Raw genomic sequence first — 23,107 nt, 5'->3', positions numbered from 1 at the left:
GTCGCGTGCTCGCCACGCGGGTCAGCTCCTGTCGGCCGGAGGGAGGAAGCGCTCGGCCAGCTGGGCGACGAAGCGGTTGGCGTCGAGGTCGTAGCGGTGGTCCCCTGGCAGGGCGGTGAAGTGCTGCCCGTCGATCCACCGACGGATCGCGTCCTCCAGGGAGTCCTCGCCCAGCGAGCGGACCCGCATGACGACGGTGATGGGCGCTGAGGGCATCGCAGCGGCGGTCTCCAGGGCGTCGATGGTCATGGCCGCGTCGGCGCGGTCCTGGTCGGTGAACGTGGACGCGCTCATCGGCTTGTCCAGCGTCGCGTCGGGGTCGATCGTCAGCAGCACCTGGGCGCGTGCGACCGCGCGTGACAGCACCTCGATCTGCTCGTGCAGCGTGGACAGCGGGGCGCCGTCCGGCGCCAGCGCGGCGGCGTAGTTCAGGAGTGCTGCACTGTGGGCGACGGCGTCCAGCAGGTCGCGGGCGTTCTTCACGGGCGAGGCCTCCTCAGGCGTTGGCGCTCCCAGCCGACGGCCGGGGCGGTATATGCGGGTGCGGGACGCGCGGTGCGTCGTCCCTTACCCGTGCCACGACACGGCGAATGTGTGACGCGTCGCCCTCCGCGCAGGTCAGGAGCCACCTGGACTGTGCCTCTCGGACGGGTCACACGCTGCGCCTAATCGTTTGTGCCGATCGCACGTCCCGCGGCCCTCGTGCCACAGTGACCGGATCCACGCGTGAACGTTCACATCACCGGACGACCGCGCCGCCCGGTCAGCCCCAGGAGGCAGACGACATGCTCCGAACCGCCCGACGGCTGCTGGTCGCCGTCACGCTCAGCGTCGCACTGGCCGCCGGTGTCGCGGCGCAGGCCGCGCCCGCCTCCGCCGAGAGCAACGGGGGCACCCGCGTGATGCCCCTGGGCGACTCGATCACGGACGGCGTCGGCATGGGCGGCGGCGGCTACCGCGTCGGGCTGTGGCAGCGCCTGGCGCAGGGCGGCTACACCACGGACTTCGTCGGGTCGGGCTTCAACGGGCCGGCGAGCCTGTGGGACCACGACCACGAGGGGCACTCGGGCTGGCGGATCGACCAGATCGACGCGAACATCGTCGGCTGGCTGCGCACCTACCAGCCGCGCACCGTGCTGCTGCACATCGGCACCAACGACATCAGCCAGAACCGCGACCTGAACAACGCCCCGAACCGTCTCGCGTCGCTCATCGACAAGATCACCAGCACGTCGCCGCAGACCGACGTGTTCGTCGCCACCCTGATCCCGGTGTCGTACGCGAACTCGCAGGTGCAGGCCTACAACTCCCGCATCCCCGGGATCGTGTCCAGCAGGGCCAACGCCGGTAAGAAGGTCCACCTCGTCAACATGAACGGGGCCGTCCCCCTCTCCGACATGCCCGACGGCGTGCACCCCAACGCGGCGGGCTACGACAAGATGGCGGCCGTCTGGTACGCCGCGCTGCGCAGCGTGCCGGGCAGCATCGGCACCCCGGCGGGCGGCGGCACCACCCCCACCCCGACCCCGACGAACCCCGGCACCTCCGGCCCCGTCGACACGTCGGCCTGGTACACGCTCGTCAACCGCAACAGCGGCAAGGCGATCGACGTGTACAACCTGTCCACCGCCGACGGCGCGCGCATCACCCAGTGGTCCCGCAACAACGGCAACCAGCAGCAGTGGCAGTTCGTCAGCACCGGCAACGGCTACTACCAGCTGAAGTCACGGCTGTCGGGCAAGGTCCTCGACGTCAGCGGGAACTCCACCGCCGACGGCGCGGCGATCCAGCAGTACAGCGCCCACGGCGGGAACAACCAGCAGTTCAGCCTCCAGACGATCGACGGGTACGTCCAGCTGATCAACCGCAACAGCGGCAAGGCCGTCGAGGTGCAGGGTGCCTCCACCGCCGACGGCGGGAACATCGTCCAGTACACCGACTGGAACGGCACCAACCAGCAGTGGCAGCTCGTCAAGGTCGGCTGAGCGGGACGCGTCACCGATGGGGCCCTCCGCACCGCGCCTCACTACGAAGCGCAGGTGCGACGGCCCCGACGTCTGCCCGGGGCGGCCGACCTCGCTGCCCTACGCTCACGCGACGGACGACCTCGGCGCCACGAAGGTTGTGCCGTTCTACCTCCGGATGATGGCGCTCAACGCAACGACTGCGGATCCGGCGCTGCTGACCGCCGTCAGGGCATCGGCGTCCGGCGTGACCCTGGAGCAGGTCACACGGTCACCTACCTCCCCGTGGGTCGCCGTACCCCTCGGACGCCTCCTCGAGCCACGCCGTGAGCAGCGGGCCCGGCGGGTTGAGCCGGCATGCGAAGCCGGCGTCGGACTCGTCCGGTGGCATCGTCGCGACCAGCAGCAGCACCTGCTCGCGGGCGGGCCCGACCCCGAACAGCCCTTCGCCGTCGAGCAGGCGCAACGCGGCCTCCATCGACGCGAGCCGGACACCGTACTCGCGCTCGGCGTCCGGTGACGGCAGGGCGTGCACGTCGCCGCGCGCGGCGTAGAGCGGCTCGAGCGCGGCGAAGTGCTCGTCGCCCACGATCGCGAGCGGGCTGTCGGCCAGGTCCCAGCGGCCGTCCCCGTCCAGCGTCACGCTCAGGTACGGGCGCAGCGCCTCCCCGGTGGTGACCAGCGCGACCACGCAGAACGGGCCCGGGTGCGCCGCGCGCAGACCGTCGACGGCCGCCCGGGTCGCGGCAGCGATCGCGCCGGTCAGCGCTGCGTCGCCGTCGACGGGTGCGGACGCGCGCGGCACGGTGAACGGGCGGGACGGGTCGGTCACCGGACGATGCTAGGCGTCACGGGGGTTCGTCCCGTGGCGTCGCCGGGTCAGCGGGCGTCGACGGGTCGTCGGGGTCCAGTGCCGAGGGGTCGCGGATCTCCAGGCGCGTGACCCCGAGCTCGCGGACGGAATGCCTCCACGGCGTCGACGTAGGCGGCCTCCAGCGGACCCTCGTCGCTCACCGCCTCGCCGTCACCGACGTCAGCTACGGGGACTGCCACCCCCGCCGCCACCGTGGGCGGTCCTCTCAGCGGCGGCCCTCGTCGGGCATGTACGGCAGGTTCTCCCACCCGGCTGCTTCCATCATCTGCTCGTACCAGCGGAGCATCTGAGCGGAGCGCTGCCCGTCGACGCTGGTGGCGAGCGTGTCACCCTGCACGAACAGGCCGGGGAACCGGCGGCCCGGCTGGTGCGCCAGCTGCACGTTGCCGCCCCAGACCACCCGCTCGAGAGGTTCGAGCGGCTCGGTGAGCGACTCCGCCCCGCCCACCCACCAGTCGGTCGACACGTTCGCGGCCTCCAGGCGGTCCATCCGGGCCAGCGCGTACAGCTCGATGGCACGAGGGAGCCGCACACCGTGGTCCTCGAGGTAGTGCGTCAGGCCCTCCGGCCAGGCCAGGACCCCGTCGGTGAGCTCACCCGAGCCGTTGTGCCTGCCGCAGAACCGGCACGGGGACAGGCCCGTGAAACCGCGCAGGTAGGTGCCCTGGCTGAAGTACAGGCCCACCAGGCGACGGTCGTCGTCGTCCCAGTCCTCGTCGACCAGGCGACGTGCTCGCGACGCCCGAGCGCCTCGCGGCGGCACCGCCCCGCCCTGAGCGACCAGTGACCGCGACCCGCGACGCTTGCCCCCTGGTCCGGCGGCGCCGAGGATCGTGGGCATGACACCTCCCGAGCGCGTCCTCGTGTACGGCGCCGCAGGTCACACTGGGCGTTTCGTCGTGGACGAGCTCGTGCGACGCCGGCTCACCCCCGTGCTCGCCGGCCGCAGCGCCGACCGCCTCGCCGCGATGCCGCGCCGGCACGCCGGGCTCGAGCGCCGGGTGGCGAGCGTCGACGACGCCGACGGGCTGCTGCGCACCGTCGCCGGCTGCGCGGTGGTGATCAACTGCGCCGGACCGTTCCTGGACACCGCCCTGCCGCTGGCCCGTGCGGCGGTCGGGGCAGGCGCCCACTACCTCGACGTGACGGCCGAGCAGCCCGCGGTGCAGGCGCTCTACGACGCGCTCGACACCCCGGCGCGCGCGGCGGGCCTCACGGTCGTGCCGGCCATGGCGTTCTACGGCGGTCTCGCCGACCTCCTGGTCACCGCCGCGCTCGACGGCGCGCCGTCCGCGGACGAGGTGACGGTGGCCATCGGTCTGGACCGCTGGTGGCCGACCGCCGGCACCCGGCGGACCGGCGAGCGCAACACCGCGACCCGCCTGGTCGTCCGCGACGGGGTGCTGACTGCGCTGACGGCACCTGCACCGACGCGCGAGTGGACGTACCCGGCGCCCCTCGGCACCCGCTCGGTGGTCGAGCTCCCGTTGTCCGAGGTGCTCACCATCGACCGGCACGTGCAGGTCGGCGACCTGCGCTCGTACCTCAACACCGACCCGCTCGACGACCTGCACGACGACACCACTCCCCCGCCGTCCGCCACGGACGAGCGCGGCCGCTCCGCGCAGCGGTTCGTCGTCGACGTCGTCGTCCGCCGCGGCTCGGACACCCGCAGGGCCACGGCCGCCGGCCGCGACATCTACGCGATCACCGCACCGATCGTCGTCGAGGGGGCGGTCCGCCTCCTCGACGGACGTCACCACGGTGCGGGTGCGCTGGCGCCGGGCGCGGCGTTCGACGCCGCCGACGTGCTCGACGCGTTGGCGGCGGGCGAGGACGGGATCGAGGTCAGCGGGACCCCTACCTCTCGACGGCTCCCCGGAGATCAGACGGGCGGCCGGACGGTCACACGGGCCGCGGCCGGTACGCCTCCAGCAGACGCTCCGTGAGCGCCTCGAACTGCGGGTCGACCACCCGGCGCGCAGGGTCCGCGTCGTGCCAGGCGACGATGTCGCGAGCCCCCTGCGCGAAGGGGATGCGGGGCCAGAACTGCGGGACTAGCCGCCGGATCTTCGCGTTGTCGAAGATCATGGTGTGCGCCTTGTCACCGAGGATCCCGGCGCCCAGGTCCGGGTCGGCGGCGGCGATCGCCTCGGACGCGACGTGCACGAGGCGCGGCTCGTCGACACCGGCCGCGCGGGCCATCGCACGGTAGATCTGGTCCCACGTCGGCGCCTCGTCGCCGGTGATGTGGAACGCCTCGCCGATCGCCTCCTCACGCCCCAGCAGCCCGACCAGCCCGACGGCGACGTCGGCGCTGTGCGTGAGGGTCCACCGGGACGTCCCGTCCCCGGGGACGACGACCTCCAGGCCGCGGCGCATCCGGTCGACGACCGTCCAGCCGCCGTCCATCGGGACGAGCGTCGCGTCGTAGGTGTGCGACGGGCGCACGATCGTCATCGGCAGGCCGGTCTCGCGGTACGCGGCGACGAGGAGGTCCTCGCACGCGATCTTGTTCCGGGAGTACTCCCAGAAGGGGTTGCGCAGCGGCGTCGACTCGACGACGGGCAGGTGGGTGGGTGGCGTCTGGTACGCCGACGCGGAGCTGATGAACACGTACTGACCGGTGCGGCCGGTGAACAGATCGAGGTCGGCCTGGACGTGGTCGGGGGTGAACGCCATGAACTCGACGACGGCGTCGAACTCGAGGTCGCCCAGTACGGACCGGACGGACTGCGGGTCGCGGACGTCGGCGTGCAGGACGCGCGCACCCTCGGGGACGGCCCGTGTCGAGGACCGTCCGCGGTTGAGCAGGGTGAGCTCGACGCCGTCGGCGACCGCCCGCCGGGCCGCCTCCGTGCTGATGATGCCGGTCCCACCGATGAACAGTGCGCGCAGTGCCATGACTCGCAGGATACGGAACGGCAGACCCGCGCCCCGAGACCGTCGAGCTGTGGCTGCCGCACAACGAGCTCGCGACGCTGGTCGAGCTCCGCGCCGACGCCCCGCGCGAGCCCGTCCCCGCCGACGGCCGACCCGTCTGGCTGGACCACGGCTCGTCGATCAGCCACGGGTCCAACGACTCTCGCACTCTCGGCAGCACGGTCAGGTCCGTCCACGCGTGGCCGGGGCAGGGTAGCCGCGCGCGGTCCCGACCTGACGAGCAGCACCTCGTCCACCTTCGCCGTGGCGCTTCCGTGTCCGCGCGCATCCTCGGCCCGCGTCCGGCGTCGCGTTCGGGTGGCGGCTCGTTGGCTCAGCTGAGCGAACCGGCCGCCCGAGCTGCCTCCTCGACCTTCGACCGGTGCGCGGCCCAACCGGCCTCGTCGAGTGCTGACGCGGTCGGCGTCCCCGCGCCGACGGCGCCGTCGATCTGCTCGCGCAGGATGTCTGCGTGCCCAGCGTGGCGGTTGGTCTCGGTCAGGACGTGCACCATCACGTTGAACAGCTTCGCGTCGGGCTGCGGCCACCACGGCACGGAGCAGGCGGCATCGATCGGCAGCGCGTCGATCGTGGCGTCGGCGTGGCGACAGGCCCGCTGGTACCCGTCGATGACCTCGGCGTACGACTCCTGCTCGGTCACCCACAGGGAGTCGCGGTTGGCGAAGTGCGGGTCGTCGAACCGAGGCACGCTCTGCGGGAAGGGCCGACCGAGGACGTCCCCGAGGTACCGCGCCTCTGAGACGGTGAGGTGCTTGACGAGACCGAGCAGGTTGGTACCTGTTCTCGTGAGCGGCCGTCGGCGGTCGTACTCCGACAGGCCCTCCACCTTGGCCAGGATCGAGCGACGCGCCCAGCGCAGGTCCTCGTGGAGGTAGGCCTTGGCGAAGTCGTCGATCATGCGCACCAGCGTGGCACGGCGCTGAACCGGTCACCGATCCCGGTAGACGCTGCCCTCCACGACCTGGGACACGTCCCGTCCTGGGGGCGTGTCGCGAACGCGCCGTCAGCCACGGGGGTCAGCACGCAGATGCCGAGGGCAGACCGTCGAGGAACACGCTGAGGTCGTGCGCAGTGCGGTAGAGGTGTCCGCTCATGCCCAGCGCGACCGCGGCGTGCACGTTCTCCGGGCTGTCATCGACGAAGGCACAGCCAGCCGGCGCCACGCCCAGGCTGGCGCAGGTGCGCCTGAAGACCTCCGGATCGGGCTTGGCGACGCCCAGCTCGGCGCTGGAGAAGACCGCGTCGACCTCTGAGTCAAGGCCGAGCAGGGCCAGGTCGGCGTGCAGGCGGGTGGTGGCGTTCGTCAGCACGGCGACTCGCCGCTGCTGCCGTTGCCGGCGCAGCAGGTGGAGCACCTCGGAGTCGACGCGTCCGCACGGCCGGGACCACTCCGCGACGGCACCGGTCGCGTCGACGCCGTGCTCGACGCTCAACCGCTGGGCGATCCGTGCGCGCCACTCCTCATCGCTGACGTGCCCGGTGAGGGCGGGACGGAGCAGGCCCGGGTCGAACGCCGCCGCGTGGATGGAGCCAAGGGCCAGCCCGTGCCGCTGCTCCGTCTGCGTGGCCAGCTCCGCACCCCAGTGCCGCAACACGCCATCCAGGTCCACGATCAGCACGCTCACCATGGGCGGGAGTTTGCCAGCCACCCCGCTGGACGACACCGTCGTGCTGCCGCGCACCGTCGGCTGAGCGCGGGTTCCGCAGGCCCCGGGGGGCGCGCGATGATGGCCGCCCACCCCGGGGGAGGAGCGGCATGGAGCTGGCGCTGTACATCGTGGCCGCCCTCGTCGGCGGCCTGCTCGCGTCGGCCGTCCGGCTGCCGCCGCTCGTCGGGTACCTCGCCGCAGGCTTCGCCCTCGGAGCGCTGGACGCCCCCGCGCCCGACGGTCTCGAGCACGTCGCCGAGATCGGCGTGGTCCTGCTGCTGTTCGCGATCGGTCTGAAGTTCGACGCGCGCACCCTCCTGCGCCGCGAGATCTGGCTCACCGCGTCCGTCCACATGGTGCTCTCGACGGCGGTCGGGCTCGGGTTCCTCGGCCTGCTCGCCGTGATCGGCCCGGCCCTCGTCGCCGGCGAGCCGCTGGGCGGCCTCGCGCTCGTGGGGTTCGCGCTGTCGTTCTCCTCGACGGTGCTCGTCGTCAAGGTCCTCGAGGACCGGTCGGACGCGACGTCGCTGTACGGCCGGATCGCCGTCGGGCTGCTCGTGGTGCAGGACGTCGCGGCCGTGGTCTTCATGGCGATCGCCGGCGGGAAGGTGCCGAGCCCGTGGGCATTCGCACTGGTCCTGCTCGTCCCGGCCGCACGACCACTGCACCGGGTGTGGGACCGCATCGGGCACGGCGAGCTCCAGGCCCTGTTCGGCGTGAGCGTCGCGGTGGCGGTGGGCTGGGGGCTGTTCGAGGCGGTCGGCGTGCACGGCGAGCTGGGCGCCCTCGTCATGGGCGTGCTCCTGGCCAAGAACCCCCGGGCGTCGGACCTCTCGCGGTCGCTCATGACCTTCAAGGACCTCTTGCTCGTCGCGTTCTTCCTGCAGATCGGCCTGCACGGGATCCCGGGGCTCGACGAGGTCCTCGTCGCACTCGCGCTGCTCGCCGTCCTGCCGGCCCAGGTCGCGTTCTACGCCGTGCTGCTGTGGGCGATGCGACTGCGCAGGCGCACGGCGTTCCTCGCCGCGCTCGTGCTCGCCAACTTCTCGGAGTTCGGGATCATCGTCGCGGCGGTCGGCGCGTCCGTCGGGCTGCTGGGTGACCGGTGGGTCGTGGTCATCTCGCTGGCCGTCGCCATGAGCTTCGCCGTCTCGGCCCTCCTCAACCGCCGCGGAGTGGAGCTGGCCGCCCGGATGGTCCGGCTCCTGCCGCACCACAGCACCGCCCAGCTCCACCCCGACGACCGGCTCGTCGACGTCGGCAGGGCCGACGCGCTCGTGCTCGGCCTCGGCCGCATCGGCGCAGCGACGTACGTCCGGCTGCGCGACGGGTACGGGCTGTCCGTCGTGGGCGTCGAGCACGACCCCGCCCGTGTCGCCGAGCTCGGTGAGCAGGGGTTCGAGGTGCTCCGCGCCGACGCGACCGACGTCGAGTTCTGGGGTCGCGTCGAACGAGCGGGGCAGGTGCAGGCCGTGGTGCTCGCGATGCCGTTCCACAACGCCAACCTCATCGCGCTGGCACGCCTGCACGCGGCCGGCTTCACGGGCAAGGTCGCTGCCGTCGCCCGGTACGACGACGACGTCGCGGAGCTGCGCCGGCACGGCGCGGACGCCGTCTTCCACCTGTACGGCTCGGCCGGCACCGCGCTCGCCGACCACGCGGCCGAGGTGCTCATGTTCCGCGAGGGGGCCCCGCACGCACCGGACCCGGACGCCACGCAGGGCCTGCCACCGGGCTGACCGCGGCGTCGGCGCGGTCAGGACAGGCACCTGCCGAACGACCCGAGGGTCATGACGTCAGACCGTGATGCCGAACAGCTTCTCAGCATTGCGGAACGCGATCTTCTCCTTGTCCTCACGCGGCAGATCGACCGCTCGGAACCAGTCGGTGCCCTCCTTGATGCCCGCGAAGGGGTAGTCCGTCGCGAACAGCACTCGATCAACACTGATGTACTTCAGCAGGAGATGGAGCAGGTCGTCCTGGAAGAACGCGCTGGTCGTGAACCAGAAGTTGTCCTGGAAGTACTGCTCGAAGGGCTTCTCGAGCGAGTCCTCGGTCGGCTCGCCCATGTCCTGGGCGATCCGCTCGTAGTAGAACGGAAGACCTTCGCCCATGTGGCCCACGATGATCTTCAGCTTGGGGAACCTGTCGAAGACCCCGTACGCGATCATCCGGATGCACTGGGTCAGCACCTCCTGGTGCCAGCCGTATCCGGATCCGCTGAAGATGTAGTCCTGGTACTCCTTCGTGTACTCCGAACGCGTCGTGCTGTAGTAGGTCTGGAAGACCTCGTCGGTCGGGTAGCCGGGATGCAGGTAGATCGGCACGTCGAGTGCCTCGGCACGCGCCAGGACGGGCTCGAACTCGGGATGGTCGAGGTACTTCTTCGCGATGTGCCCGTTGGTCAGTGCGCCCAGGAACCCGTCGTCCCGCACCGAGCGCTCCAGCTCGTCCGCCGCTGCCTCCGGGCTCTGCAACGGCAAGGTCGCGAAGGCCTGGAAGCGTCCGGGATAGCTGGCCATCGGCCCGTCCACGAGCCGCCGGTTGAGAAGATGGGCGAGGTCGATCCCCTCTTGCCCCGGGACGTTCTGCACCGACGGCGTGTGCGCAGACAGGATCTGGACGTTCAGCCCTCCCTCGTCCATGTCACCGATGCGGCGCTCGCCCAGATCTGCGAGGCCGATCTCCTCGAGGAACGCGATGTGGTCCTCGTTGATGGAGTTCAGCGTCAGCAGCTCGGGAGTCGTGAAGGTCTCCTCCGCACCGATGAACTTCAGGTCCTGGTCACGGAGCGAGATGTCCTGGCCCCTCGGGGCGGCGGTGCACGACGCGAGTGCCGTCGCGGACAGTCCGACGCCGGCGCCGAGTGCGACCGCGCCTGCGAGAAACCCGCGGCGCCCCATCGACGGTTGCGCTGGTCCTCGTTCGATCGGATTCATGTGTGCAGGTCCTCCCGTGGTGTGGTGTGCGGTGACCGTGAAGACCGACAACCGGGGTCCTCGCGTACCCGCCCGGGTCCGCGACGCTCACATCGACCGGCATGCGTCGTCAGCGTCGGATGACATCGCTCTCGCAGCTGCCGCTCGACAGCTGTGCAATCTGGACGACCAGGCACCAGAACTCCGATGACTGGGTGGTGTCCACCACGATGACGCCGGGCCGCGGTCGCCACGTACTCCTCCCGGAGTCGCCGCGTACTCCTCCCGGAGGTGACGCGTACTGCCGCGGGCGAGGCGACTTCTCCAGGGGCGGCCCTGTCCCAGGCCCGCGCGGTCGAGGGCTGGGACACGCACGCGCGTCGGCGCCGCGTCGGAGCGTGCGCGATACCGTCGGCCTCGTGCCTGACGTCGACGCAGGGTGGGTACGGCTGCTCGCGCTGGGGCAGGAGCTCGAGGACGCTGAGGTGGACGACGAGGCAGCGGCGCTGGTCGCACAGCTCCAGGTCGAGGCGGAGGAGTCCGTCCTCGAGCTGGCTCTGAGCGCGCTGTCGCACGACGACCCGTGGCACCGACAGGCCGCTGGGTGGGTCCTCGGACAGTTCGGGTACCCGCAGGGACGACCCCACGGCGCGCGCGTGCTCCCCGAGGTGCTGCGTGCGGCCCGCGCGGAGCGGGACGACGACGTCCGCGGGGACCTGGTCGGCGCCCTGGGCAAGGCGGAGGACGCCGCGTGGCTCGACGCGCTGCTGTCGTTCGCGGGGGACCCGGCTCCCGGCGTGCGGCTGGCGGTGGCGATGTCCGTGCCGGGCATGTCGTACGGCGACCGTCCGACCGAGCAGGGTCTCGGTGCCTTGATCACGCTCTCGTCGGACACCGACCCCCGGGTACGTGACTGGGCGACGTTCGGCCTCGGCTCTCCGTGGTCGCAGGACTCGCCCGCAATCCGTGCCGCCCTGATCGCGCGGCTGGACGACGAGGACCCCGAGACGGCAGCGGAAGCGCTGCTGGGGCTGGCCCGCCGGGCGTGTCCCCCGAGGCGCTGGTCCGAGTCCGGGCCCGGATCGAGGAGCCGGACCAGCCCGTCGAGCTGGTGGCGCTCGAGGCGGCGGCAGAGCTCGCGGACCCCGTGCTGCTGCCGGCGTTGGAGGCCCTGGCGCTGGCGTGGGAGGACGACGAGGACGAGTACACCCAGGCCGTCGCGTTGGCGATCGCCAGGTGCGACCCTGGGGCGGCTGAATCAGCGAGTCAGATCGAGCAGCAGCTCGTCACGGCGGTCGACGAACGCGTCGCCAGCACGGGAGGACGGCCAGGCACGTGAGCTTCATCGCCCGGGGTCACCCCCGGACCCCCCACCCGTCGCCGCGAGCAGTCGCTCACCGAGCCGGCGTGTCGTCTGGCGCAGCTCCGGCCCGCCGACGACCTCGAAGCCCACGGGGATGACCGTGAGCTGCTCGGCGTACCAGTACGGGTTGCCCGTGGTGCCGGTCAGCCGCGTCGCCGTCCCCCCGGACGGCTCCAGCCGCCCGAGGGACCGGGGCAGGTACTGCCGGACGGCATCGACCTCGGCATCGATGAGGACGTCCACGTCGTACTCCCACCCGACGGCGAGGTGCTCCTCGAGCATCCTCACCGGATCGAGGTCCGCGGGCGGGTCGAAGGTGTCGGGCAGCGTCGTCGTCGAGCGCACCCGGTCGACGCGCAGGGTGCGCACGGCGCCGCTGCGGTGCGACCAGCACAGCAGGTACCACCGCCCGTGCCGCACGACGACCGCCCAGGGGTCGGCGTCGAGGTCCCACTCCGATCCGGCGTCCGAGCGGTAGCGGAGCCGGACGCGTCGGCGCTCCGCGCACGCCTCCACGAGCGCTGCGGTCGTCGACGGGTCGGGACGGACGGCCGCCAGGTCGAGGGCCGGCGCCGCCGCCAGGCGCAGCGCCTCCACCTGGGTCGCGACGCCGTGCGGCAGGGCGCGGACGATCTTGCCGAGTGCGCCGGCGACCGGACCGGACCCGTCACGGACGTCGTGGTGACCGTCCAGCACGGCCATGACCAGGTGGAGCGCCTCGGTGGCGCTGAACATCAGTGGTGGCAGACGGACACCGCGTCCTGCCCGGTAGCCGCCGAACCGCCCGCGCAGCGACTCGACGGAGATGCCGGCCTCGCGGAGGACCGCCACGTAGCGCCGCGCCGCGCGCTCGGAGACGCCGAGCCGTGCCGCGAGCGCGTCGGCGGTGATGCCGGGACAGGCCTGGATCGCCTCCAGAGCCAGGAGCGCTCGGGCGGTGGGACTCGACTCGCGCGCCATCTCCTCATTCAACCCGGAAGGGCAACGTCCGGATACCGTCGTAGCCTCCCCGCATGACGCACAACCCGCCCGTGAGCACGACGATCGACGAGCCCGCAGACGACGCCGGGGAGGTCGAGATGATGCTGTTCGCCCTCCAGCGCAGCCGAGCCCAGTTCGCCTGGAAGGTGGGCGGGCTGGACCACGCCGCTCTCCATGCGGCCCAGCCACCGTCGGCGATGACTCTGGCCGGGCTGATCAAGCACCTGTCCCTGGTGGAGGCGCAGCGCACGGCCGAGTGCTTCGGCGGCCCCGGCTACGGGCGCCAGTGGGCCGGCTACGACGGCCCCGACTGGGAGTGGCGGTCGGCGGCCGACGACACCCCGGAGGAGCTCTACGCGCTCTGGGCCGACTGCGTCGCCCGCTCCACCGAGGCCTTGGACCGCATGCTCTCGGCCGGAGGCCTCGACCAGCCGACCAGGGCGGCCGACGGGCCCGGCCCGGGTGGCAACCTGCGCCGCGCCCTGGTCGACCTCCACGACGAGTACGCGCGGCACGTCGGGCACGCCGACCTGTTCCGTGAGGCGATCGACGGCCTGGTGGGCGAGGACCCACCGCTGCCGACGCGCCCTTCACGCACCACCCGGACGTGAGCCGGAGCCATCCCCGGTGCCCGCCGGCATGCCTGACGCCCGGAACAACCGGCAGCTGCCCAGCCACTCCACGTCCCACGCGCTGTAGCGCCGCCGACCGGCCGCATCCCGCCGGACCGGTCCGGTGAGCAGGCCCTCCCGCTCGTACAGACGCAGCGTGTGGATGCTGAGACCGCTCCGCCGGGCGACCTCGCCGATGCTCAACCCCTCAGGGACGCTCACCACGACACGACCGTACGGCACGTCCGGTGCCCGTTGACCTCGACCGCGGTCGAGGTCAAGGTCGAGGTCGAGGTCGAGGCGTCCGCGACATGACCTCCGACGCCCCCGCGCTGCCCACCACCCCAGGACGACCGACCGCACGCGAGGTGGTCGACGGCCTCGACCTCCGCGGCCGGCTCGCCGTCGTCACGGGCGGCTACTCCGGCCTCGGCTTGGAGACGACCCGCGCCCTGGCCGCGGCCGGTGCGGACGTCCTGGTTCCCGCCCGTCGGCCCGCCGTCGCCCGGGCCGCCCTGTCAGATCTCCCGGACGTCCAGGTGGACGAGATGGATCTGGCCGATCTGAGCAGCGTCGCGGCCTTCGCCGCCCGGGTCGTGCGCGCGGGGCGACCGGTCGACGTGGTCGTGGCCAACGCAGGGATCATGGCCTGCCCACTGACCCGGGTCGGCCCGGGCTGGGAAGCCCAGTTCGCCGTGAACCACCTCGGGCACGTCGCGCTCGTCCACCACCTGTGGCCGGTCATCACCGCCGCCCCCGGAGCGCGCGTGGTCATGGCGACGTCCGGCGTCTCGCGGATCCGCTGGGACGACATCCACCTCACCCGCGGGTATGACAAGTGGGAGGCCTACCTGCAGTCCAAGACCGCCAACCGGCTGTTCGCGGCCCAGCTCGACGCGCTCGGGTCACCCGTCGGCGTGCGTGCCTGCTCCGCGGCTCCGGGGTACATCCTCACTCCCCTGCAGCGGCATCTGACCAGCGCGGAGATGCGTGCGGCGGGGTGGGTCGGCGTCGTCGGCGCCCAGGTCCCGCTGCTCGACATCGTCGTCGGTCTGCCGGCTCGCCGGATCGAACCGGTCAGGAGCGCCCGTCGTCCGAGTCCGCAGGGACACCGTCGTTGGGGTGCCGACCCAGCCGGATCGCTGCCTCGTGATACGCGGCCAGGTCGGCGCGCTCGCCGACGGCGACGACCTCGGCAGCCAGCACCTGCAGGTTGTCCTCGCTGGTCACGTGGTACACGAGCCGGAAGCGCGGCTTGTCCTCACGCCCGGGGGCGTCGAAGTAGCACTTGCGACAGTCACGCAGGTCACCCGTTCCAGCGCGGTACTCCAGCGGCTTGCCCTCACGTCGGCCCTGACGGATCTGACTGATCGTGTCGATCGCGGCGCGTTGCGCAGCCTCGTTCGGCAGTGCCCGGATGTCGCTCACGACGTCCGGGTGCAGCTCCAGCTTCACCGGTGCGCTCAGAGGTCGAACTCAGAGCGATCGAACCCCAGCTCGTCGATGGCCTCCTCGAGCGCCACGCGCTCGCGGCCGTCGTGCATCCGCTCACGCAGCACAGGGGCAATCTGAGCGTCTTCGATCGCCGGCAGGACGGCCTCGTACAGCGCCCACGGCATGACCACCGCCTCGGCCCGGCGGTGGCTGCCGAAGACCAACGGGTCAGCGTGGAGCCCCTCGCGGCGGAAGCGCTTGAGGGTCTCGGAGAGCGCCGCGCGGGCAACGCTGGTGGGCTCGACCGGCTGGATGATCGACATGAAAGCAAGTCTGCGCGCGTCGCGCCGTCAGGTCAACTAGTTGAGCGAGACAGTGTACAACTTTCCGTACACGTGTCGGATGCGCACGTGGTCGCTCGTCGCGCGGCGCCCGCCTAGTCCCCGGGGCCGCGTCCGCCGGCCTCACCGGGGTCGAGCAGGCCGTGCTCGTGCGCGAGCACGACGACCTGCACCCGGTCCCGCAGGGCCAGCTTGCGCAGCACGGCACCGACGTGGGTCTTGACCGTCGACTCCGAGGCGAACACCAGCCGGGCGATCTCGGTGTTGGACATGCCGCGGGCGACCGCGTCGAACACCTCCCGCTCCCGCTCGGTGAGCGTGTCGAACCCCGGCGGCGGCGGCGCGGGCGCGCGGAACTGTCGGTCGAGCAGCGCCGACAGGTCGCGCGGGGCGAGCACGGCGTTGCCCGCGTGCACCGTCCGGATCGCGTCGCGCAGCATGGTCGGCGTCGTGTCCTTGAGCAGGAAGCCGCTCGCACCGTGCCGGATGGCCGTGGCGGCGCGGTCGTCGAGGTCGAACGTCGTGAGCACGATCACCCGCACCGGGGACGACCGCGCGGCGACCCGCGCCGGGGAGCAGATCTGCCGGGTCGCCTCCACGCCGTCCATCTCCGGCATGCGCACGTCCATGAGCACGACGTCCGGCGACAGCTCGTCGACCAGCCGGACCGCCTCGACGCCGTCACCGGCCGAGCCGACGACCCGCATGCCCTCCTGGGCGTCGACGATGACCCGGACGCCCTCGCGGAACAGCTCCTGGTCGTCCACCAGCAGCACCGAGATCTCCGTCACCCGTTCATCATGCCGTCCTCGCGCGCACCGGCACCCAGGCGGTGGCGATGAAGGTGCGACCCTCGGGCGACTCGCCGCGACCGACCTCCAGCCGCCCGCCGACCGACTCCAGACGACGCCGCATGCCGTCGATCCCCCGGCCGGCGCGCTCGGGTGCCGGGGCGTCCGGCGGGCTCCCGCCCTCGACGTTGCGGACCTCGATGCGCAGGTCCTGGCCCGCACCACCGTCGGGCCAGCGGCGCTCGACCACGACGGGCGCCTCCCGCGTCCCGTGCCGGATCGCGTTGGTGAGCATCTCCTGCAGCACGTGGAACGCGACGACCTCGAGCTCCGGCGGCATCGGGCGCGGGTCGCCGAGCTGCTGCGAGACCACCTCGTGGCCGCTGGCCCGCACGCCCTCGACCAGCTGGTCCAGCCCGCCCGGGCGCGCGACCGGTGGGCTCGTGGGACTCAGCACCCCGCGCACGTCCTGCAGCGACGCGCGGGCCGAGGTGGCGATCGTGGCCATCGTCGCCTTGAGCGCCGCGGGGTCGTCGGGCAGGAACTGCGCCGACTCCGCCTGGGCGAGGATGACCGCCAGCGAGTGGCCCACGACGTCGTGCACGTCGCGCGCCAGGCTCGCCTGGTCCTCGCGCAGCTGCGCGATCTCGCGCGCCTGCGCCGTCTCGCGCTGGGCACGCAGCGCGTCCTGTTCGGCCGCCGCCTGCGAGTCCTCGGACCGCCGGGCGCGCGCGACGGCGCGCAGCGTGAACCCCGCCAGCCACGGCAGCACGAGCAGGAGCACCCAGAGCAGCGCGATCCCCACGACGGTGTTGCCGACGCGGGAGGCGGACGCGACCAGGTCCCGCAGGATCCCGACGTCGCCGACGAAGCCGTACCACCCGCCTGCCAGCAGGATCCCCGCGAGCCCGGCCGCGGCGGGGATGGAGACGCCGCTGGCCACCACGGTGGCCCGCCCGCCCCAGCGGGCGCAGCCGAAGGCCACCACCGCGACCGCCACCTCGATCCCGAGCACCGGGACCGCGATCATCACGTGCGCGACGGCCACGACCCAGACGACCGCCAGCGACGCACCCGGGGCCCTGCGCACCAGCAGCACCGCGGCCGCCAGACCCAGGACGGGCAGCAGCGCGGCGGGCCGCGCGTCCTGGGCAGCCTGCAGGTCGCCCAGGAGCAGGACGGCGACCGCGCCGCCCCCCTCGGGGGCCCAGGCCCGCCAGCCGTCGGCGCTCACGCCGGCACCCGGCTGTGCGCCCGCGGCTGCAGCGCCCGCGGCTGCAACGGCCGCTCCACGAGGTGCCAGCTCAGCGCCGCCAGGCCGAGCGTGAGGACGAGGGCGAGCGCGCCCGCACCGTGCTCGACGTGCGGGCGCAGCCACACCGTCAGCGGGTAGTTCCACAGGTAGGCGCCGTACGACACGGTGCCGAGCGCGACGAGGGCGCGCAGGGCCGGTGGCCTCACCTCGGTCCAGGTGCGCCACGCCAGCAGCAGCACCGCGGTGAGCGCAGCGATGGCCGGACCTCCCGCCAGGTACGTGAGCGCGTGTCCTCTCAAGGGAACCACGCTGAGCACCGCCAGGGCGACGAGCGCCACCGGGACGGCCCAGACCGGCACGACGACGCGTTCCTGCAGCACGCGGGCAGCCGCGCCGACCACGAAGCAGATCGCCCAGCTGGTCGGCAGGCTGTAGGCCAGGTCCGGCTCCTCGGCCAGCCAGACGACGGTCGACACGCACGCGAGGGCGCACACGCCGGCGACGACCAGCAGCGTCACGCCGACGCGCCGCCGCGCGAACCCGAGGGCGAGCACGGCCGGCCAGAACAGGTAGAACTGCTCCTCGGTCGCGAGCGTCCACAGGTGGAACGTCGCGTCGCTCGCGTGACCGAAGGGCAGGTTGCCCGTCCACGTCAGGGCGACCGCGACGGTCTTCGGCAGCTCGTCGCGGTCACCGAGCGGGTCGAGCAGCAGGGTCACCAGCACCACGCCGGCGACGAGCGCGACCAGCGCCGGCACGAGCCGGCGCGCGCGGCGCCGGTAGAAGCGGCCCAGGTCGACGCGACCGGTGCGCTCCAGCTCGCCCAGCAGCACCCCTGTGATGAGGTAGCCGCTGAGGGTGAAGAACATGACGATCCCGACCACGCCGGCGCCCGCGAACGGCTCCGGGAAGGCGTGCCGCAGCAGGACGAGCGCGACGGCGATGCCGCGGAGCAGGTCGATCGCCTCGATGCGCCCGCTCATGCGAGCACGTCCCGCACCAGCAGGTCCAGCAGCTCGGGGTAGGACGTGCCGCCGGCCGCGAACATCCGGGGCACCTGCGAGTGCTCGGTGAACCCGGGCATGGTGTTGACCTCGTTGAGCACGGGGCCGTCGGCGGTGAGGAAGAAGTCGACCCGCGCGACGCCCGCGCAGCCGAGTGCGTCGTACACGGTGACCGCGGCGGTCCGCAGCGCGTCGCGCTCAGCGTCCGTCAGGGGCGCAGGCACCCGGAAGCACGCGGTGCCGTCGTACTTGGTCCCGAGGTCGAACAGCCCGTCGACCACCACCTCGAGCGCCGGCGGCACCACCCGGGAGCCGTCGGGGCGCCCGAGCACCGCGACGTCCACCTCGCGGCCGACGACGACGTCCTCGACGAGCACCCGGTCGTCCAGGGCCAGCGCGGCGGCCAGGGCAGGGGCCAGCTCGTCCGGCGTGCGGACCAGCGAGACCCCGTGGCTGGAGCCGGCGGCGACCGGCTTGACGACGACGGGGTGCGTCCAGGCGTGGTCGGCCGCCGTCGCGGCGGTGAGCAGGACACCGGGTGCGGTGGCGACGCCCACCGCCTCGGCGACGAGCTTGGTCACCCACTTGTCCATGGCCAGCGCTCCCGCCCCGACGCCCGAGCCCACGTACGGCAGGCCGGCGAGCTCGCACAGCGCAGCCACGGTGCCGTCCTCGCCCCGCGGGCCGTGCAGCGCGGGCACGACGACGTCGCACGTGCCGAGCACCTGCACGGCGCCGGCGAGGCCGAGCGGGCGGTCCTGCGCGTCACGCCACTCCCCGTCCCGGTCGATCGTCAGGGCGACCACCTCGTGGCCGACGGTCCGCAGCGCGGCGACGGCCGCGGCAGCGGACGCCAGGGAGACGTCGTGCTCGCAGTTCTGACCGCCGCCCACGACGGCCACGCGCGCGCCCATCACAGGCCCCTCGGGCCCGCGGGGCACACGGTACGCAGCAGCCGCGCACCGAGGCCCGTGACGACCTCGTGCTCGATCGTGCCGGACCAGGCCGCCCACTCCCGCACCGTGGGCTCGCCGTCGTTCCCCGGACCGAGCACGGTGACGACCTCACCCGCACCGGTGCCGTCGGCACCCAGGTCCACGACCGCCATGTCCATGGAGATCCGTCCCACGACGGGGCGGCGACGGCCGCGCACCAGAACCTCCGCACGCCCGGAGGCGGCCCGCGGCAGGCCGTCCGCGTAGCCGAGCGGGAGCAGGCCCAGGCGCGTCGCCACCGGGGCGCGCCACGTGTGGCCGTACCCGACGGGACACCCGGCGGGGACGTCACGCACGTCGACGAGAGGCGCCGTCAGCGTCAGCGGTGACCGCAACGCGGTCGTCCCGGACGGGTCGATGCCGACGAGCCCGGCCCCGACCCGGGACATCGTGTGGTGGCTGCGGGGGTCGAGGAGGGTGGCGGCCGTGGCGGCCAGGTGCCGGTCCACCGGCCGCAGCCCGGCTGCCCCGGCGGTCGTGACGGCCCAGGTGAAGCGGTCGCGCCCCGCGACGTTGGCCGGGTGCGCCGGCTGGTCCGCGCAGGCCAGGTGACCCATCACCCCCACGACGCGCAGCAGGCCGCGGCGCTCGGCCGCGCGCGCGGCCCGGCACAGGTCCGCCCACCGGCTCGGCTCGGCGCCGTCCCGTGCCATACCCGTGTCCACCTGCAGGTGCACCCGCGCGCCCGGCGCCGCGCGGACCACCGCGTCGAGGTGCTCGCGACCGGGCACCGCGACGTCCACCCCGAGCTCGAGCACCGCGGCCCAGTCGGCGTCGACCGGGTTGAGCCAGCTGAGCACCGGTGCGCGCAGTCCCGCCGCCCGCAGCCGCCCGGCCTCCTCCAGGCTGGTCACGCCCAGCCGGGTCGCACCGGCCGCGAGCGCCGTGCGGGCCACGTCGACCATGCCGTGCCCGAACCCGTCGGCCTTGACCACCGCCATCACCTCACCCGCCGCGCGCCCGACGAGGAGCGCGGTGTTGTCCGCGACCGCGCCGAGGTCGACGGTGAGCGTCGGGTGGCTGCCGGTCCGGGGCGTCGCGTACGCCAGCGCGCTCACGCGACGGCCCTCGCGAGGTCGACAGATCCGTGCAGCGCGGCGTCGGCGCCGGTCAGCAGGGCCCAGTACCGGTCCCCCCACGACCAGTGCCACCACTCGGTGGGGTAGTTGACGAGGCCCGCCGTGCCCAGCACGTCGCCCAGCAGGGCCCGGTGGGCCCTCGCCGCGGGGGAGATGTCGGGGGCCGCGGTGAAGCACCGCCCCTCGGACTGCTCGGGCGTCGCGTCCACCGGCGTGCCCATGTCGAGCTCCCGGCCCTGGTCGTCGACGAGCGTGAGGTCGACCGCGGAACCGGCCACGTGCGGCGCGACGGCGACCGGGGCGACGAACCGGCTCGTGAGCCGGGACAGCTCCGCGGGGGACAGCCCTGGCCGTGCGGCCGCCACCTCCGCGGAGTACCGCGCGATGATGGCGCGCTGGGACGCCACCGGCCGGTGCCCCTCGAGCACGCGCAGCCGCACGCCCACCGGCAACCGGGTCCGCGCGGCGGCGAGACGGAGCGCCACCCCCTCGCGCACCAGCGCACGGGCCGGACCGAAACCCGGGTCCAGGGCGACCAGCGGCTCGCCGTTGTCGTGGACGGGGACCGCGGCCACGCGCGGGTCCGACAGCAGGATCGTCATGAGAGCACCGTGCTCGGTCACGGGTGGCGCGAGCGTCCGCCGCAGGTGCCGGTCCGTCGTCCGCAGGTACCGGGATCCTGGCCGCGGGGTGGAGGTGCGCGTCGTCGGACCGGGCCAGGCTGGTGGTCATGATCGCGACGACCCCGCACCCCGACGCCCGCGAGACGGCCGCACGTCCTGCCGCCCCGGCGGTCTTTCCGGCGGTGCCGGCGGCCCGCGACTCCGCGGCGTCCCTACGGTCCACGGTGGCCGCCGCCGCGGTGGCGTTGGCCCTTGGCCTCGCGGTGGGTGTGGCGACGTCCTTCCTGCAGACGTGGCTGCCCACGCCGTTCACCGCACTGGCCAACGCCGTGGCCCCGTGGCTCGTGGCGCCCTTCCTCGTGGGGCTGCGGCTCGCGCGCGGCTGGTGGGGCGCCACGCTCCTCGGTCTTCTGGCCTGCCTCGCCCAGGTGCCCGGCTACTACCTGACGGCGGACCTGCGCGGCTTCCCCGTCGGCACCACCTTCGTGCTCGTGTGGACGGTCGCGGCCGTCGTCGGCGGGCCCGTGCTCGGCGCCGTCGGCCGGCTCCACCGGACGTCGACGGGACGGCTGGCCGGGCTGGCACCCGCGACCGTGGCGGCCGTGTGGTTGGCCGAGGCGGTCGTCACCTACGCGCTCGTGCTGGGCTACTACGGCGAGGCGGCCGTGCACGCGACCATCGGCGTCGTGCTGCTCGTGCTGCTCGCGCGGTCCCGGGGGCAGCTGCGTCCGGCGCTGGTGTGGGCGGTCCCGGTCCTGGCGCTGGGCGCGGTGGCGTTCCACGCGCTGACGGCCGTGACCGGCAGCGGGCTCCCGATCCTGTGACCGCCCGGTCGTGCGCCCCGACGCGCGCACCGGCGCGGGTGGCGCTAGCGTCCGGAGGACCGACGAGGGAGGAGGAGCCATGGGACTCGTCTCGACCCTGTTCAAGGGAGCCCTGCTGAAGCGCGTGCTCGACGCGCTCACCGGCCGCCGCCGCCGGGCCTGACGCCTACGGAGCACCACCGCCCGACGGACCGCGGCGGACGCACGACGTGAGCCCGTCACCCTCTCCCGGGTGACGGGCTCTCGCTCGTGAACGGGGCCGTGACGGACGGCTCAGGGACCCGGGGGCCGGTGCTCGGCGCGCCGACGTCGTCGCGCGCGGAACTCGTGCGCGGTCAGCAGCGCGAGCAGGAGCGCCGTCATCGGTGCCACGAACCACACCAGGGCCGTGCTGAGGACGGGCAGGGCGTCGTGGTCCGCCGCGGCGAGCAGGAGGTAGGCGATGTACGCGACGTAGTACGCCAGGAACGCCACGGCCTCCCACCGGCTGATCTGGGCCCCGGTGAACACGACCGGCAGCACCACCAGCGCGACGACGACCATGACGGGCAGGTCGAAGCGGATCGCGGCGTCCGCCACCGGCACGCCGTCGGGAGCGATGAGGGCCGTGAGCCCCAGCACGGCACCGATGTTGAAGATGTTGCTGCCCAGGACGTTGCCGATCGCCATCTCCCGCTCACCGCGGACCGCCGCGATGACGGACGTGGCCACCTCGGGCAGCGAGGTCCCGATCGCGACGACCGTCAGGCCGATGACCAGGTCGCTCAGACCGACGGCCTGCGCGATGGTGGTGGCCGAGCCCACGAGCAGCCGCGCCCCGAGGACCAGCAGGGCGACGCCGGCGAGCACGAGCCCCACGTCACGCAGGGGCCGCGGGCGTGGCGGCGCGTCGTCGTCCGTGGCCGGCGCCGCGGCGGCGTCGTCGACCGGCGCCTGCTCCCCGGGACGCCGCGCGATCCGCAGCGACATGACCACGTAGGCGACCAGGGCGGCGAGGAGCACCACCCCCTCCGGGCGGCTGACGGCGCCGTCCCACGCCGCGACCAGCGCCAGCACGGAGAAGACGACCATGACCGGCACGTCCACGCGCACGAGCTGGCTGCGCACGGCGATCGGCAGGACCAGGGCGGCGAGGCCGAGCACCAGCAGGATGTTCGAGATGTTGCTGCCGACGACGTTGCCCACCGCGATCCCCGGCGCCCCGGACACCGCGGCGTCGACGGAGACCGCGAGCTCGGGTGCGGAGGTGGCGAAGGCGACGACCGTCAGGCCGATGACGAGCGGCGAGAGCCCGACGGCGCGGCCGAGGCCGCTGCCCCCGCGCACCAGGAGCTCGCCGCCGACGACCAGGAGGACCAGCCCCAGGACCAGCAGGGCGACGGTGAGGATCACGCGGGGTCCATCCTCGGGAAGCCGGGACGCGAGGTCAGAGCGACGAGGGAACCGTCACCGCGACCG

The 23,107-nt window shown here is 73.4% G+C and carries 24 protein-coding genes and 1 pseudogene; 7 read left to right on the top strand and 18 right to left on the bottom strand.

Features of this window, described 5'->3' with window-relative positions; translation table 11 throughout:
• Positions 1–21 precede the first annotated feature (21 nt).
• The gene (locus Cph01nite_RS05470; RefSeq protein ID WP_203671911.1) at positions 22–483 is read right to left on the bottom strand and encodes a hypothetical protein; all 462 of its coding nucleotides are present in this window, start codon (positions 481–483) and stop codon (positions 22–24) included.
• Positions 484–785: 302 nt separating this feature from the next.
• Between Cph01nite_RS05470 and Cph01nite_RS05465 the strand changes: the two genes are divergently transcribed.
• Complete coding sequence (locus Cph01nite_RS05465) at positions 786–1,985, top strand: RICIN domain-containing protein (protein ID WP_203671910.1); 1,200 nt, start codon at positions 786–788, stop codon at positions 1,983–1,985.
• A gap of 250 nt (positions 1,986–2,235) precedes the next feature.
• Here Cph01nite_RS05465 and Cph01nite_RS05460 read toward each other — a convergent pair whose 3' ends face one another.
• A complete protein-coding gene (locus tag Cph01nite_RS05460; protein ID WP_203671908.1) occupies positions 2,236–2,796 on the bottom strand; it encodes a DUF4303 domain-containing protein in 561 nt (186 codons plus the stop codon).
• Between the two features lie 247 nt (positions 2,797–3,043).
• Positions 3,044–3,679 (bottom strand): DUF6959 family protein, encoded by a 636-nt coding sequence (locus Cph01nite_RS05455; protein ID WP_203671907.1) that lies wholly within the window; start codon positions 3,677–3,679, stop codon positions 3,044–3,046.
• Between Cph01nite_RS05455 and Cph01nite_RS05450 the strand changes: the two genes are divergently transcribed.
• Positions 3,678–4,787 carry a saccharopine dehydrogenase family protein gene (locus Cph01nite_RS05450; protein ID WP_203671906.1) on the top strand — a complete coding sequence of 370 codons (1,110 nt, stop codon included), beginning with the start codon at positions 3,678–3,680 and terminating at the stop codon, positions 4,785–4,787. The genes Cph01nite_RS05455 and Cph01nite_RS05450 overlap by 2 nt on opposite strands.
• Here Cph01nite_RS05450 and Cph01nite_RS05445 read toward each other — a convergent pair.
• From Cph01nite_RS05445 to Cph01nite_RS05435, 3 genes are all read right to left on the bottom strand, one after another.
• Positions 4,744–5,742 (bottom strand): NAD-dependent epimerase/dehydratase family protein, encoded by a 999-nt coding sequence (locus Cph01nite_RS05445; protein WP_203671905.1) that lies wholly within the window; start codon positions 5,740–5,742, stop codon positions 4,744–4,746. The genes Cph01nite_RS05450 and Cph01nite_RS05445 overlap by 44 nt on opposite strands.
• Before the next feature lie 352 nt (positions 5,743–6,094).
• Positions 6,095–6,679 carry a DinB family protein gene (locus Cph01nite_RS05440; protein WP_203671903.1) on the bottom strand — a complete coding sequence of 195 codons (585 nt, stop codon included), beginning with the start codon at positions 6,677–6,679 and terminating at the stop codon, positions 6,095–6,097.
• A 118-nt stretch (positions 6,680–6,797) separates the two neighbouring features.
• Complete coding sequence (locus Cph01nite_RS05435; RefSeq protein ID WP_203671902.1) at positions 6,798–7,409, bottom strand: HAD family hydrolase; 612 nt, start codon at positions 7,407–7,409, stop codon at positions 6,798–6,800.
• A 128-nt stretch (positions 7,410–7,537) separates the two neighbouring features.
• On the opposite strand from Cph01nite_RS05435, the gene Cph01nite_RS05430 reads away from it, so the two are divergent.
• Positions 7,538–9,169, top strand: coding sequence for a cation:proton antiporter domain-containing protein (locus Cph01nite_RS05430; RefSeq protein WP_203671901.1), 1,632 nt, complete (start codon positions 7,538–7,540; stop codon positions 9,167–9,169).
• 57 nt (positions 9,170–9,226) lie between these two features.
• Here the strand turns inward: Cph01nite_RS05430 and Cph01nite_RS05425 are convergent, their stop codons facing one another.
• Positions 9,227–10,369, bottom strand: coding sequence for an amidohydrolase family protein (locus Cph01nite_RS05425; RefSeq protein ID WP_203671900.1), 1,143 nt, complete (start codon positions 10,367–10,369; stop codon positions 9,227–9,229).
• Positions 10,370–11,393: 1,024 nt separating this feature from the next.
• Between Cph01nite_RS05425 and Cph01nite_RS05415 the strand changes: the two genes are divergently transcribed.
• On the top strand, positions 11,394–11,687 hold the full coding sequence (locus tag Cph01nite_RS05415; RefSeq protein WP_203671898.1) for a hypothetical protein: 294 nt from the start codon (positions 11,394–11,396) through the stop codon (positions 11,685–11,687).
• 3 nt (positions 11,688–11,690) lie between these two features.
• Here Cph01nite_RS05415 and Cph01nite_RS05410 read toward each other — a convergent pair whose 3' ends face one another.
• Positions 11,691–12,671 carry a helix-turn-helix transcriptional regulator gene (locus Cph01nite_RS05410; RefSeq protein WP_203671896.1) on the bottom strand — a complete coding sequence of 327 codons (981 nt, stop codon included), beginning with the start codon at positions 12,669–12,671 and terminating at the stop codon, positions 11,691–11,693.
• Positions 12,672–12,724: 53 nt separating this feature from the next.
• Between Cph01nite_RS05410 and Cph01nite_RS05405 the strand changes: the two genes are divergently transcribed.
• Entirely contained in the window at positions 12,725–13,303 is a 579-nt protein-coding gene (locus tag Cph01nite_RS05405) for a mycothiol transferase (RefSeq protein WP_203671894.1), read from the top strand.
• On the opposite strand, the gene Cph01nite_RS05400 is transcribed toward Cph01nite_RS05405, so the two are convergent.
• Entirely contained in the window at positions 13,283–13,525 is a 243-nt protein-coding gene (locus Cph01nite_RS05400) for a MerR family transcriptional regulator (protein WP_203672031.1), read from the bottom strand. The genes Cph01nite_RS05405 and Cph01nite_RS05400 overlap by 21 nt on opposite strands.
• 89 nt (positions 13,526–13,614) lie before the next feature.
• On the opposite strand from Cph01nite_RS05400, the pseudogene Cph01nite_RS05395 reads away from it, so the two are divergent.
• Positions 13,615–14,229, top strand: a pseudogene (locus tag Cph01nite_RS05395) (SDR family NAD(P)-dependent oxidoreductase); the annotation flags it as partial.
• Positions 14,230–14,380: 151 nt separating this feature from the next.
• Here Cph01nite_RS05395 and Cph01nite_RS05390 read toward each other — a convergent pair.
• From Cph01nite_RS05390 to Cph01nite_RS19030, 8 genes are all read right to left on the bottom strand, one after another.
• Positions 14,381–14,758 carry a hypothetical protein gene (locus Cph01nite_RS05390; protein WP_203672059.1) on the bottom strand — a complete coding sequence of 126 codons (378 nt, stop codon included), beginning with the start codon at positions 14,756–14,758 and terminating at the stop codon, positions 14,381–14,383.
• An 8-nt stretch (positions 14,759–14,766) separates the two neighbouring features.
• Complete coding sequence (locus Cph01nite_RS05385) at positions 14,767–15,060, bottom strand: hypothetical protein (RefSeq protein WP_203671891.1); 294 nt, start codon at positions 15,058–15,060, stop codon at positions 14,767–14,769.
• Positions 15,061–15,173: 113 nt separating this feature from the next.
• Positions 15,174–15,869, bottom strand: a complete 696-nt coding sequence (locus Cph01nite_RS05380; RefSeq protein WP_203671888.1) for a response regulator — start codon at positions 15,867–15,869, stop codon at positions 15,174–15,176.
• Positions 15,870–15,876: 7 nt separating this feature from the next.
• Positions 15,877–17,103, bottom strand: a complete 1,227-nt coding sequence (locus Cph01nite_RS05375; RefSeq protein ID WP_203671885.1) for an ATP-binding protein — start codon at positions 17,101–17,103, stop codon at positions 15,877–15,879.
• A complete protein-coding gene (locus Cph01nite_RS05370) occupies positions 17,100–18,107 on the bottom strand; it encodes an acyltransferase family protein (protein ID WP_203671882.1) in 1,008 nt (335 codons plus the stop codon). Before Cph01nite_RS05370 ends, Cph01nite_RS05375 begins: the two co-directional genes overlap by 4 nt.
• Positions 18,104–19,042 (bottom strand): D-alanine--D-alanine ligase family protein, encoded by a 939-nt coding sequence (locus Cph01nite_RS05365; protein WP_203671879.1) that lies wholly within the window; start codon positions 19,040–19,042, stop codon positions 18,104–18,106. The genes Cph01nite_RS05370 and Cph01nite_RS05365 overlap by 4 nt, the downstream gene beginning before the upstream one ends.
• Positions 19,042–20,181: an alanine racemase gene (gene alr, locus Cph01nite_RS19035; protein WP_239069045.1), complete on the bottom strand. Its 1,140-nt coding sequence runs from the start codon at positions 20,179–20,181 to the stop codon at positions 19,042–19,044. The genes Cph01nite_RS05365 and alr overlap by 1 nt, the downstream gene beginning before the upstream one ends.
• Complete coding sequence (locus tag Cph01nite_RS19030) at positions 20,178–20,804, bottom strand: M15 family metallopeptidase (protein ID WP_239069044.1); 627 nt, start codon at positions 20,802–20,804, stop codon at positions 20,178–20,180. Before Cph01nite_RS19030 ends, alr begins: the two co-directional genes overlap by 4 nt.
• 128 nt (positions 20,805–20,932) lie before the next feature.
• On the opposite strand from Cph01nite_RS19030, the gene Cph01nite_RS05355 reads away from it, so the two are divergent.
• On the top strand, positions 20,933–21,649 hold the full coding sequence (locus Cph01nite_RS05355) for a DUF6518 family protein (RefSeq protein WP_203671876.1): 717 nt from the start codon (positions 20,933–20,935) through the stop codon (positions 21,647–21,649).
• A gap of 273 nt (positions 21,650–21,922) precedes the next feature.
• On the opposite strand, the gene Cph01nite_RS05350 is transcribed toward Cph01nite_RS05355, so the two are convergent.
• Positions 21,923–23,041 (bottom strand): calcium/sodium antiporter, encoded by a 1,119-nt coding sequence (locus Cph01nite_RS05350; protein ID WP_203671873.1) that lies wholly within the window; start codon positions 23,039–23,041, stop codon positions 21,923–21,925.
• Positions 23,042–23,107 lie beyond the last annotated feature (66 nt).

The sequence above is a fragment of the Cellulomonas phragmiteti genome (assembly GCF_016862775.1).
GTDB classification, from domain to species: domain Bacteria; phylum Actinomycetota; class Actinomycetes; order Actinomycetales; family Cellulomonadaceae; genus Cellulomonas; species Cellulomonas phragmiteti.
This window is presented reverse-complemented; position numbering and strand designations above follow the sequence as displayed.

Bases quoted from the DNA above. Each gene is read 5' to 3' on its own strand.
- Cph01nite_RS05465 (WP_203671910.1), top strand. From the start codon at position 786: ATGCTCCGAACCGCCCGACGGCTGCTGGTCGCCGTCACGCTCAGCGTC.
- Cph01nite_RS05450 (WP_203671906.1), top strand. From the start codon at position 3,678: ATGACACCTCCCGAGCGCGTCCTCGTGTACGGCGCCGCAGGTCACACT.
- Cph01nite_RS05455 (WP_203671907.1), bottom strand. From the start codon at position 3,679: ATGCCCACGATCCTCGGCGCCGCCGGACCAGGGGGCAAGCGTCGCGGG.
- Cph01nite_RS05445 (WP_203671905.1), bottom strand. From the start codon at position 5,742: ATGGCACTGCGCGCACTGTTCATCGGTGGGACCGGCATCATCAGCACG.
- Cph01nite_RS05440 (WP_203671903.1), bottom strand. From the start codon at position 6,679: ATGATCGACGACTTCGCCAAGGCCTACCTCCACGAGGACCTGCGCTGG.
- Cph01nite_RS05435 (WP_203671902.1), bottom strand. From the start codon at position 7,409: ATGGTGAGCGTGCTGATCGTGGACCTGGATGGCGTGTTGCGGCACTGG.
- Cph01nite_RS05430 (WP_203671901.1), top strand. From the start codon at position 7,538: ATGGAGCTGGCGCTGTACATCGTGGCCGCCCTCGTCGGCGGCCTGCTC.
- Cph01nite_RS05425 (WP_203671900.1), bottom strand. From the start codon at position 10,369: ATGAATCCGATCGAACGAGGACCAGCGCAACCGTCGATGGGGCGCCGC.
- Cph01nite_RS05410 (WP_203671896.1), bottom strand. From the start codon at position 12,671: ATGGCGCGCGAGTCGAGTCCCACCGCCCGAGCGCTCCTGGCTCTGGAG.
- Cph01nite_RS05405 (WP_203671894.1), top strand. From the start codon at position 12,725: ATGACGCACAACCCGCCCGTGAGCACGACGATCGACGAGCCCGCAGAC.
- Cph01nite_RS05385 (WP_203671891.1), bottom strand. From the start codon at position 15,060: ATGTCGATCATCCAGCCGGTCGAGCCCACCAGCGTTGCCCGCGCGGCG.
- Cph01nite_RS05370 (WP_203671882.1), bottom strand. From the start codon at position 18,107: ATGAGCGGGCGCATCGAGGCGATCGACCTGCTCCGCGGCATCGCCGTC.
- Cph01nite_RS05365 (WP_203671879.1), bottom strand. From the start codon at position 19,042: ATGGGCGCGCGCGTGGCCGTCGTGGGCGGCGGTCAGAACTGCGAGCAC.
- Cph01nite_RS19030 (WP_239069044.1), bottom strand. From the start codon at position 20,804: ATGACGATCCTGCTGTCGGACCCGCGCGTGGCCGCGGTCCCCGTCCAC.
- Cph01nite_RS05355 (WP_203671876.1), top strand. From the start codon at position 20,933: ATGATCGCGACGACCCCGCACCCCGACGCCCGCGAGACGGCCGCACGT.